This window comes from Enterobacter sp. V89_11, assembly GCF_029967775.1.
Lineage (GTDB): Bacteria > Pseudomonadota > Gammaproteobacteria > Enterobacterales > Enterobacteriaceae > Enterobacter > Enterobacter ludwigii.
Genome location: NZ_JASCAN010000005.1, coordinates 237,506 through 247,822 on the forward strand (window position 1 = coordinate 237,506; position 10,317 = coordinate 247,822).

The 10,317-nt window shown below is 55.0% G+C and carries 11 protein-coding genes and 1 tRNA gene; 4 read left to right on the top strand and 8 right to left on the bottom strand.

What is annotated here, in order from left to right; all coding sequences use genetic code 11:
• Nucleotides 1-180 precede the first annotated feature (180 nt).
• The gene (locus QLG09_RS05905) at nt 181-1,728 is read left to right on the top strand and encodes a YjjI family glycine radical enzyme (protein ID WP_049023046.1); all 1,548 of its coding nucleotides are present in this window, start codon (nt 181-183) and stop codon (nt 1,726-1,728) included.
• Complete coding sequence (locus tag QLG09_RS05910) at nt 1,703-2,563, top strand: YjjW family glycine radical enzyme activase (protein WP_049023045.1); 861 nt, start codon at nt 1,703-1,705, stop codon at nt 2,561-2,563. Before QLG09_RS05905 ends, QLG09_RS05910 begins: the two co-directional genes overlap by 26 nt.
• On the opposite strand, the gene QLG09_RS05915 is transcribed toward QLG09_RS05910, so the two are convergent.
• The 8 genes from QLG09_RS05915 to QLG09_RS05950 form a co-directional block, all read right to left on the bottom strand.
• Complete coding sequence (locus tag QLG09_RS05915) at nt 2,558-3,340, bottom strand: TatD family hydrolase (protein ID WP_040018573.1); 783 nt, start codon at nt 3,338-3,340, stop codon at nt 2,558-2,560. The two genes, QLG09_RS05910 and QLG09_RS05915, sit on opposite strands and share 6 nt — an antisense overlap.
• On the bottom strand, nt 3,337-4,389 hold the full coding sequence (locus QLG09_RS05920; RefSeq protein WP_020885286.1) for a patatin family protein: 1,053 nt from the start codon (nt 4,387-4,389) through the stop codon (nt 3,337-3,339). Before QLG09_RS05920 ends, QLG09_RS05915 begins: the two co-directional genes overlap by 4 nt.
• 120 nt (nt 4,390-4,509) lie before the next feature.
• Nucleotides 4,510-4,671: a DUF1328 domain-containing protein gene (locus QLG09_RS05925; protein ID WP_003856556.1), complete on the bottom strand. Its 162-nt coding sequence runs from the start codon at nt 4,669-4,671 to the stop codon at nt 4,510-4,512.
• Nucleotides 4,672-4,800: 129 nt separating this feature from the next.
• Entirely contained in the window at nt 4,801-5,418 is a 618-nt protein-coding gene (gene osmY / locus QLG09_RS05930) for a molecular chaperone OsmY (protein ID WP_020885287.1), read from the bottom strand.
• Nucleotides 5,419-5,721: 303 nt separating this feature from the next.
• Nucleotides 5,722-7,311 carry a peptide chain release factor 3 gene (gene prfC / locus QLG09_RS05935; RefSeq protein ID WP_014168520.1) on the bottom strand — a complete coding sequence of 530 codons (1,590 nt, stop codon included), beginning with the start codon at nt 7,309-7,311 and terminating at the stop codon, nt 5,722-5,724.
• Between the two features lie 91 nt (nt 7,312-7,402).
• Nucleotides 7,403-8,080 carry a pyrimidine 5'-nucleotidase gene (gene yjjG / locus QLG09_RS05940; RefSeq protein WP_014168519.1) on the bottom strand — a complete coding sequence of 226 codons (678 nt, stop codon included), beginning with the start codon at nt 8,078-8,080 and terminating at the stop codon, nt 7,403-7,405.
• A 19-nt stretch (nt 8,081-8,099) separates the two neighbouring features.
• Entirely contained in the window at nt 8,100-8,543 is a 444-nt protein-coding gene (gene rimI, locus QLG09_RS05945; protein WP_049023043.1) for a ribosomal protein S18-alanine N-acetyltransferase, read from the bottom strand.
• The gene (locus QLG09_RS05950; RefSeq protein WP_020885289.1) at nt 8,512-8,925 is read right to left on the bottom strand and encodes a DNA polymerase III subunit psi; all 414 of its coding nucleotides are present in this window, start codon (nt 8,923-8,925) and stop codon (nt 8,512-8,514) included. The genes rimI and QLG09_RS05950 overlap by 32 nt, the downstream gene beginning before the upstream one ends.
• Before the next feature lie 102 nt (nt 8,926-9,027).
• Between QLG09_RS05950 and rsmC the strand changes: the two genes are divergently transcribed.
• Together rsmC and QLG09_RS05960 are read left to right on the top strand one after the other, a co-directional pair.
• Complete coding sequence (gene rsmC, locus QLG09_RS05955; protein WP_014168516.1) at nt 9,028-10,056, top strand: 16S rRNA (guanine(1207)-N(2))-methyltransferase RsmC; 1,029 nt, start codon at nt 9,028-9,030, stop codon at nt 10,054-10,056.
• 174 nt (nt 10,057-10,230) lie between these two features.
• Nucleotides 10,231-10,317 (top strand) — tRNA-Leu (locus tag QLG09_RS05960).

A 10,317-nucleotide genomic window follows, 5' to 3' on the forward strand; every position in this document is an offset into this window, starting at 1 on the left:
ACATTCATCACAGTTAATGAAAACTGCGTACAAATTTGCATTACTGTAATGAGATGAACTTCAAATTTTACTGCTGTCGCTGCTGATTAAAGCAGCGATACCCGGTGTGGGATCAAAAGTCCCCCCGGGATGACTTCCTACAATTCGGTCATCATCCGCAGAACCATAAAGGAAGCGAATATGTCCCACGCCAGCCCTCACGCACTGCAACAACGTTGCCAGCAAATTGTGACAAGCCCGGTATTGACCCCCGAGCAAAAACGTCATTTTCTGGCGCTGGAGGCGGAGAACCATCTTCCCTACCCCGCGCTGCCTCAGGCCGCTCGCACCGCGCTGGAAGAGGGATTTATCTGCGACATGTTCGAAGGCCATGCGCCTTATAAACCGCGCTATGTTCTGCCTGATTACGCCAGATTCCTCGCCAACGGCTCGGCATGGCTGGAACTGGAAGGGGCAAAGGATCTGGATGACGCGCTCTCACTGCTGACCATCCTGTACCACCATGTTCCTTCTGTCACATCGATGCCGGTCTTCCTCGGCCATCTTGATGCATTACTGCAACCGTATGTTAGGATTCTAACACAAGAAGAAATCGATAGCCGAATAAAACGTTTCTGGCGCTATCTCGACAGAACGCTTCCGGATGCGTTTATGCATGCCAATATTGGCCCGGCGGACACGCCCGTTACCCGCGCGATTTTACGCGCTGATGCAGAGCTGAAGCAGGTCGCACCGAATCTGACCTTTATTTATGATCCCGATATCACGCCAGATTCGCTGCTGCTCAGGGTGGCCGAAAATCTCTGTGAATGCAGCAAACCCCATATTTCTAACGGCCCAGTGAATGATAAAATTTTCACAAAAGGCCGTTATGGCATCGTGAGTTGTTACAACTCCCTGCCGCTGGCAGGCGGCGGCAGCACGCTGGTGCGCCTGAACCTGAAGGCCATTGCCGAACACAGCGACTCGCCCGAAGACTTTTTTACCCGCACGTTGCCCCACTACTGCCAGCAGCAACTGGCCGTCATCAATGCCCGCTGCGAGTTTCTGTATCAAAAATCCGGCTTCTTTGAGAATAGCTTCCTCGTCAAAGAGGGGCTGATTGATCCCGACCGCTTTGTGCCGATGTTCGGCATGTACGGCCTGGCCGAAGCGGTGAACGTGCTGTGTGAGAAAGCGGGTTCACCGGGCCGTTACGGTAAAGACGACCAGGCCAACGCGCTGGGGTATCGGATCAGCGAACAGCTCGCGGCGTTTGTTGAAAGCACACCGGTAAAATACGGCTGGAAACAGCGTGCGATGATGCATGCCCAGTCCGGAATAAGCTCTGATATCGGTACGACGCCGGGCGCGCGGTTGCCTTACGGGGAGGAGCCGGACCCGATTAGCCACCTGCTGAGCGTGGCGCCACACCACAAGCACTATCACGCCGGGATTAGCGACATCCTGACGCTGGACGAGACGGTAAAACGCAACCCACAGGCCGTGGTACAACTGTGTCTGGGTGCGTTCAATGCCGGAATGCGGGAGTTCACCGCCAACGTGGCCGGTAACGATCTGGTACGCGTGACCGGATATATGGTGCGGTTGTCCGACCTGGAGAAATACCGTGAAGCAGGGTCACGCACTAACACCACCTGGCTTGGAGAAGAAGCCGCCCGACACACCCGCATCCTGGAGCGCCAGCCACGCGTGATAAGCCATGAACAGCAGATGCGCTTTAGTTAGTCAGGTGATCCCCTTCTCCTGCGTGGACGGGCCGGGCAGCCGCCTGGCTCTGTTTCTCCAGGGCTGCAACCTGCGCTGCAAAACCTGCCACAATCCGTGGACCATCGGACGCTGCAACGACTGCGGCGACTGCGTACCCCACTGTCCGCACGATGCACTGAACATACAGGCCGGGCGGGTCTGGTGGCAGGAGAGTCAGTGTCAGCAGTGTGATACCTGCCTGCAGTTGTGCCAGCAGCAGGCAACGCCAATGGCGCACCGTTTTAGCGTCGACGAGATCCTCACTCAGCTCTCTAAATCCGCACCCTTTATTGAAGGTATTACCGTGAGCGGCGGTGAAGCGACAACGCAGCTACCGTTCCTGGTGGCGCTCTTCACGGCGATCAAAACCGATCCCGCCCTGCAACACCTGACGTGCCTGGTGGACAGCAACGGTCTGTTAGGGGAAACCGGCTGGCAAAAACTGCTGCCGGTATTCGACGGGGCAATGGTGGATTTGAAGGCCTGGGGGAACGAACACCATCGCTTCCTGACCGGACGCGAAAATCCGCAGATTAAGTACAGTATCCGCTGGCTGGCACACCACCAGCGGCTGGCGGAACTGCGATTACTGGTGATCCCGGAGCAGTGTGATTATCTGGAGCATCTCAAAGCGCTGACGGCGTTTATCCACGCGTTGGGCAATGTCCCGGTACGCATTAACGCCTTTCATGCTCACGGCGTTTACGGTGAAGCGGCGTCCTGGCGCAGCGCCACGCCAGAAGATATTGAGCCGCTGGCGCGGGCGCTGGAACAACAGCAGATCGTGGTGATCCGACCGGCGCTTTATCTATAACGTAATACCAAATACCGCGCGGGTATTCTCCAGCAGGGCATGCGCAATCACCTCTTCCGGCTCCTCGCGCAGCTCACAGAGCGTGTCAAAGACCCGAGCGGCCTGCTCCGGGCGATTTGGCTGCCCCTGAAAACCGCTGAGCGGCATATCCGGCGCGTCGGTTTCCAGTAATAATGCTTCGAGCGGCAGCTGCGCCATCACATCGCGGGTTTTACTGGCGCGTGGATAGGTGATGGTACCCCCGACGCCAATTTTATAGCCCAGCGCAATAAAGCGCTGCGCCTGCTGCAGGCTCCCTGAAAAACCGTGCACAACGCCCCTTCGCGGAAGATCGATACGCTTCAGATGCATTGCCAGTTTGTCATGGGTTCGACGGGAGTGAAGGATCACCGGCAGATCGTGGCGCTTCGCCAGACGCAGCTGCGCATCAAGGATCGTCTGCTGGCGCGCAAACTGCGGATCGTCGCGATAGAGATCGAGGCCGATCTCACCGATGGCGACAAGTTTGTCGCCAGCCGTCTGCACAATGGCGTCCAGCGCGTCGATATGCTCATCAAGATGGTGTTCAATCACAATGGGATGCAGGCCGAGCGCGGCATACAGCGCCTGGTGCCGCCTTGAGAGATCCAGTACTCGCTCAAAGTATGCCGCTTCAACCGCCGGCACAATTATCGCCTCTACGCCGGCTTGTGCAGCTCGCGTGATGCTTTGCTCTTCATCCCCCGTAAACGGTGGAAAATCAAAATGACAGTGGGTATCGATAAACCGGTACGTCACGCCAGATCCTCATTATCTAACAATGCGTCATTCGCCTGCGGAGCATCCACCAGCGGCATCGCCAGCGCATCATTCGCCACCACCGCTGGTGGGGTAATAATGGCTTTATGACGATGTATAGGCGGTTGTTCAGCCAGCAGTTTGCCTATTGTCGCCAGGAAGTAACGCCCGCACAGACGCCCCGTTTTGTAATCGGTACGCAGCGCAGGAACGCGGCTGCCCAGCGCCATGCTCACCAGCGGTTTAGGCGGGTAAATTTCAAATATACGCAGCTTACCCGGCGGTTTTTCAATAAAGCGCTGCATAGCGCCGTAGGTCGTTTCATGCTGCTTCGCGATGTTGACCAGGTGTTGCAGGCTGCTGTCGCCTAACCAGCGCTCCATGCGTTTAAACCATTGCGGGGTATAGTACATTTGCGACGGTACGGTGCGGATCACCACAATGGTGTTTGCCCCGCGTCGCGCAGCTTCCTGTACCGGCACCGCGTCACTGATGCCGCCGTCCAGATAGCTGATGCCGTCCAGCAGCGCGCCGGAACGATAGAAACCGGGAATGGCGCTGGAGGCGCGAATGATATCCAGCCAGTTCTCTTTTTGAGGAGAGAAATACCCCGGCGTGTAGTCATCACCACGGCTGGCGCACATCCAGAACTCTTTTCCGCTGTCGAACAGGCGCGCCGCCGTATCCATTGCCAGCGGCATCTGGCTTGAGGTCGAATCCAGCAGCCAGTCGAGGTCAATCAGGTTCCCGCCACGCACAAAGCGCACCGGGTTGAAAAATTCTTTCGCCGTGGTGTAGCGCATGATCACTTTTCGCGCGTAGCCGGGCTGGTTACAGACATAAGCAGAGAGGTTTTGCGCCCCGGCAGAGGTCCCGAAGTACAGGTCAAACGGGTTGAATTGCGCGCGCATAAACTCGTCCAGCACACCGGCCGTAAAAATGCCGCGCTGTCCGCCACCTTCACACACCAGCGCAAGCGGGCCTGCGCGAAACGGCTTTAACGCCAGCGGCGCAATATTGCCGAGCGTAACGGGAATTCGTTGCCCCACCTCTGCTTTCCTGTTTTCATTTTTCTGTTATGACACAGTAGCGCACCCGACCAGCGACTGAAACAAGAAAAAGCCAGTCACGAGGACTGGCTTTTTTTTGTTGAAGGAATATTGCGTTTGCTACGGACGTCGACGACCCGTAAACAGGCTGACCAGGAACAGAATAATACCCACGACGAAGACAATTTTTGCTGCCCATGCCGCTGTACCTGCCAGACCACCAAAGCCCAATGCGGCGGCAATTAACGCGATAACCAGAAATATAATGCCCCAACGAAACATAAGCTTCTCCTTTACCATAGTTAATGTCGGCCGCTAAATGTGAGCGCGCTCAGGTCACTCACCGGCGATTTTCCAGAGTCATTTTTATTTCGCCCGCTGACGTTAGCCAGACGGGCGAATGGTGCAGATTTACTTCGTTTTCAGATCGTTTTTAACGCTTTTAACACCATCGATCGCTTTCGCGATGGACTCGGCGCGCTCACTTTGCGCCTGAGAATCGACCGTACCGGAAAGCTGAACCACGCCATCGGTGGTTTCCACTTTCACTTTACGAGATGGCACGATGTCATCTGCTAAAAGTTTAGCTTTGATTTCGCTGGTGGTGGCTGCATCTCCGGCATACCCTTTCACCGACGCGTTTTTGCTGTCCCGAACGTGCAGTTTGTCGCTCACGGACGCTACACCTTCAACACCCTTCGCCACTTTTACCGCCTGTTCGGCCTGGGCCTGGCTTTCTACAAAACCACTCAGGGTGACAACTTTCTTGTCAGTTTTAACGGAAATATCGGTGCTCTTGATAGCTTCATCATCCACCAGTGCGGCTTTCACTTTTGCTGTGATTGAGCTGTCATCCATGAAATTACCGACTTTATTCATAGAGCTATCGATTTTTTGCCCTGCGGTATCGGCGGTGGACTGCGCTTTATCCATAGTGCTGGTTTCAGCCAGAGCAGAACCACTTACCAGGATGCTACCCAGTGTCACAGCCAGCAGAGTTTTAGAAATCTTCAGTCTTGTCATATTCATCGATGTATTCCTGTGTATACCCGTCATTCGGGCGACATACTTCCCTAATTGCTAGTTTTATATATTGCGAATGAACACACGGGCAAAATGGAGAACCCAAAGTCATGCATTGAACAGTTAATTCATCCACGCCCGGTGTTAAACACTGAGTTAAATATAGATCACTCTCACAGTGCCGCTTTCATATTTGGGTAAAAAACGAGCAAAAGACGCGAAATAATGTTGAATTAAGAACATTCCGCAAGAGATTAATAAGACAGGAAATAAAGAAGAGCACGGCGATTGCCGTGCTCTGAGAGGGGATCAGTGTTCGCGCGTTTTGCGGAACTGGACATCAGGATAACGTTCCTGCGTCAGGTTAAGATTGACCATGGTTGGAGCGATATACGTCAGGTTATCACCACCATCCAGCGCCAGCTGCACTTCGTTCTTACGTTTAAATTCTTCGAATTTCTTCACGTCAGAACACTCTACCCAGCGCGCGGTCGCCACGTTAACCGATTCATAGATCGCTTCCACGTTGTACTCACTCTTCAGACGCGCAACGACCACGTCGAACTGCAGCACACCGACAGCGCCCACGATCAGATCGTTGTTAGCGATAGGGCGGAACACCTGGACAGCGCCCTCTTCGGAAAGCTGAACCAGCCCTTTCAGCAGCTGTTTCTGCTTCAGCGGATCGCGCAGGCGAATACGACGGAACAGTTCCGGTGCGAAGTTCGGAATACCGGTGAACTTCATCATTTCACCCTGGGTGAAGGTATCGCCGATCTGAATCGTACCGTGGTTGTGCAGACCGATGATGTCGCCCGGATAGGCTTCTTCAACGTGCGAACGGTCGCCCGCCATAAAGGTCAGCGCGTCGGAGATCACCACATCTTTACCGATACGTACCTGACGCAGCTTCATGCCCTTTTCATACTTACCGGACACCACGCGCATAAAGGCGACGCGGTCACGGTGTTTCGGGTCCATGTTAGCCTGAATTTTAAAGACGAAACCGGTGAACTTCTCTTCTTTCGCTTCCACTTCACGGGTGTCAGTTTTACGTGACATCGGTTGTGGCGCCCACTCCACCAGGCCGTCAAGCATATGGTCAACGCCGAAGTTACCCAGCGCGGTACCAAAGAAGACCGGGGTGATTTCACCGCTCAGGAACAGCTCTCTGTCGAATTCGTGAGATGCACCTTGAACCAGCTCCAGCTCGTCACGCAGCTGCGCGGCCAGCTCTTCACCCACAGCCGCATCCAGCTCCGGGTTATCCAGACCTTTTACGATACGGACTTCCTGAATGGTATGGCCTTTGCCGGTCTGGTAAAGATAGGTTTCGTCTTTATAAAGGTGATAGACACCCTTGAACAGCTTGCCGCAGCCAATGGGCCAGGTGATAGGCGCACAGGCAATTTTCAGCTCGTTTTCCACTTCATCCATCAGCTCCATCGGGTCGCGGATGTCACGGTCGAGTTTGTTCATAAAGGTGAGGATCGGCGTATCGCGCAGACGGGTAACTTCCATCAGCTTACGGGTACGATCTTCTACCCCTTTCGCGGCGTCGATGACCATCAGACAGCAGTCCACCGCCGTCAGCGTACGGTAGGTATCTTCCGAGAAGTCTTCGTGCCCTGGGGTATCCAGCAGGTTGACCAGGCAATCATGATACGGGAACTGCATCACGGAGGTGGTAATGGAAATACCACGCTGCTTTTCCATCTCCATCCAGTCAGATTTTGCATGCTGGTTGGAACCACGGCCTTTTACGGTACCCGCAGTCTGAATCGCCTGTCCGAACAGTAACACCTTCTCGGTGATGGTCGTTTTACCGGCATCCGGGTGAGAGATAATGGCAAAAGTACGGCGCCTGGCCACCTCTTGCAGATAAGGAGACAACGTCATAATGAAATCTTCTATATAAGCGCGGCGTCAGGCCGCGCATCATGGGATACGAAAAATGCGGCTATTTTACCCATCAATGGGGGGCAGGCAATCATTGTTTACACAGGAGCTGCTCCAGTTCGTTCAATGACGTGACGGTCCAGGTCGGCTGGATACCTTCTGGCAACGTGCGACCGTGTGCATTCAGCCAGACGGTCGACAGGCCGGCGTTCATCCCGCCACGAATATCCGACTCCGCGGTGTCCCCGACCATCAGCACACGTTCACGATCGGGATTGCCCGCTTGTTCCAGCGCATAATCAAAAATACGCGGATCCGGCTTAGGTACGCCCACCTCTTCAGAGATCACCAGCGCGTCAAAATGATCGCGCAGGCCCGTACGCTCAAGGCGGATCTGCTGCAGGGCGGTAAAACCGTTGGTAATAATGCCCAGCTTCGCCTTGCCCTTCAGGGCGTCCAGCAGGGAAACCGCGCCCGGCAACGGCGCACAGATATCCGCCATGGCATTAAGGAAGGCATCGTTAAGCGCACCCGGGCTAACGTTTAACCGCTCGGCCCAGACATCAAAGCGCTGGTGCTGCAGCTGTAACGCGGTGATGGCACCGTTCTGGTAATCCACCCACAGCGGTTTGTTTACCGCCTGATAGTCCTGAAAGTCTTCAGCGGTGAAGGTAACGCTATAATCGAGAAACATCCGCTGTAGGCCGCCAAACGAGTCAAACGTAAACAGCGTTTCGTCGGCATCAAAGAAAATCCAGTCCCATTTCATCGTTACAACCTTATTTTAGTTATCCAAGCGGCAGAGCCATTATGATGGCGTCTTCACGTCCCTCTGCGGTGGGGTAGTAGTTACGGCGGATAGTCGCCTCGTTAAAGCCTAAGCTTTCATAGAGTGCGATGGCGGCGACATTCGACGCGCGCACCTCCAGCCACAGGGTGAAAACGTCACGGGTTTCGAGCTCGCGAAAGAGATGCTCAAGCAGTTCTCTTCCCAGCCCCCGGCGCTGATACGCGGGATCAACCGCGATATTAAACAGCGTCGCTTCGTCCAGAACGACCTGCGTGATGGCAAAAGCGGCCATCGTGCCGTCGACGTCCAGACGGTAATTCAGATACCGCTCGCCCTGATTGCTGGCGAGGGTTTTTTCGCTCCATGGAAAAGCATGGGCGCGCGTTTCAATCGCGTACGCCGCGGTCAGATCAGGCGTCGTGAGGGAAGAAATCGTGTTCATATTCGCAGATTTGTTGCCATAGCGCGCTGCGCGCTTTTGGGTTGGCTTTCAGTTCGTCCAGCGCTGGCGAGCAGATCTGGCTCCCTTCCAGGGAGACCTCATCGATGTCTCCCATACGCCAGCTGTTGCAGCGGCTGTCGGATGGCAGCATGGTGACCCTGTCTGGCGTAAGCTGTAAAACCTGTTCAGTGGTCAGCTTCAGGCTACGAAGGACATCACCAATAAGAGGTTCATTCAGGGCAGGCAGTTGCTCCGCCACCATCACCAGCCGGACGTGCGCAGGGATGGAGATGGCGATTTCGCCCTGCAACGCCGTCGGGCGACGCAAAGCCCACTGGGTGATGCCCAGTTGCTGCAACTGCCAGTCTCGTCGGGATGTCATAGGGAAAACTCCTGTCTCTCAGGCGCGCAAATATAGCAAATGTGTCGAAACTGCGCCATCTACCTACTATAATCCCCGCCTGAGTTAATTGAGGAACAATTCATGTCTGCATTTACCCCGGCAAGTGAAGTCTTGCTGCGTCACAGTGATGATTTCGAAGAAAGCCGTATTCTGTTTGCCGGAGATATGCAGGATGACCTGCCCGCACGTTTCGACTGTGCTGAAAGCCGTGCCCACACCCAATACTACCACCACTGGCAGGTACTGAGCCGCCAGATGGACGACCGCGCGCGCTTTAGCCTGGTCGCTGAACAGAGCGACATCGCCGACTGCGACACGCTCATCTACTACTGGCCGAAGAACAAGCCAGAAGCCCAGTTCCAGCTGATGAACCTGCTTTCTCTGCTGCCCGTTGGCTGCGATATTTTTGTGGTCGGTGAGAACCGCAGCGGCGTTCGTAGCGCAGAACAGATGCTGGAAGGCTATGCGCAGCTGAATAAAATCGACAGCGCCCGTCGCTGTGGCCTGTATCACGGCCGTCTGGAAAAACAGGCGACCTTTGATGCTGAGAAATTCTGGGATGAGTATCAGCTTGACGGTCTGACCATTAAAACTCTGCCAGGCGTCTTCAGCCGCGACGGTCTGGACGTGGGCAGCCAGCTGCTGCTCTCCACCCTGACGCCGCATACGAAAGGCAAAGTGCTGGACGTCGGCTGTGGCGCGGGTGTACTGGCGACCGTACTGGCGAGCCATTCGCCAAAAGTGCGCTTAACCCTGTGCGATGTGAGCGCCCCGGCGGTTGAAGCAAGCCGCGCAACGCTTGCTGCAAACGGCCTGGAAGGCGACGTGTTTGCCAGCAACGTCTTCTCTGATGTGAATGGCCGTTTCGACATGATCATCTCCAACCCGCCATTCCACGATGGTATGGAAACCAGCCTTGAAGCGGCGCAAACGCTGATCCGTGGTGCAGTACGTCATCTGAACAGCGGGGGTGAACTGCGTATCGTGGCTAACGCCTTCTTGCCGTACCCGAAAGTGCTGGATGAAACCTTTGGCTTCCATGAAGTCATCGCCCAGACGGGTCGCTTTAAGGTTTACCGCACCGTGATGACGCGTCAGGCTAAGAAGTAATCCTCCTTATCTGGCAGGCCGGATACGCGTAACCGCTATCCGGCAAAACCGGGCGCTACCATCGGCCATTTTTGCAGCAATCAAAACAGCGTGCGCATTTTTCTGTTGACGTAAAGCTGAAAACATCTAGAATGCGCCTCCGTGGTTACGATACTTTTACAGTGTCGATGGTATGCGAAGGTGGCGGAATTGGTAGACGCGCTAGCTTCAGGTGTTAGTGTCCTTACGGACGTGGGGGTTCAAGTCCCCCCCCTCGCACCA

What these genes read in the sequence shown, in the direction of transcription:
- QLG09_RS05905 (WP_049023046.1), top strand. Translation starts at nt 181, where the DNA reads ATGTCCCACGCCAGCCCTCACGCACTGCAACAACGTTGCCAGCAAATT.
- QLG09_RS05910 (WP_049023045.1), top strand. Translation starts at nt 1,703, where the DNA reads ATGAACAGCAGATGCGCTTTAGTTAGTCAGGTGATCCCCTTCTCCTGC.
- QLG09_RS05925 (WP_003856556.1), bottom strand. Translation starts at nt 4,671, where the DNA reads ATGTTTCGTTGGGGCATTATATTTCTGGTTATCGCGTTAATTGCCGCC.
- osmY (WP_020885287.1), bottom strand. Translation starts at nt 5,418, where the DNA reads ATGAATATGACAAGACTGAAGATTTCTAAAACTCTGCTGGCTGTGACA.
- prfC (WP_014168520.1), bottom strand. Translation starts at nt 7,311, where the DNA reads ATGACGTTGTCTCCTTATCTGCAAGAGGTGGCCAGGCGCCGTACTTTT.
- yjjG (WP_014168519.1), bottom strand. Translation starts at nt 8,080, where the DNA reads ATGAAATGGGACTGGATTTTCTTTGATGCCGACGAAACGCTGTTTACG.
- rimI (WP_049023043.1), bottom strand. Translation starts at nt 8,543, where the DNA reads ATGAACACGATTTCTTCCCTCACGACGCCTGATCTGACCGCGGCGTAC.
- QLG09_RS05950 (WP_020885289.1), bottom strand. Translation starts at nt 8,925, where the DNA reads ATGACATCCCGACGAGACTGGCAGTTGCAGCAACTGGGCATCACCCAG.
- rsmC (WP_014168516.1), top strand. Translation starts at nt 9,028, where the DNA reads ATGTCTGCATTTACCCCGGCAAGTGAAGTCTTGCTGCGTCACAGTGAT.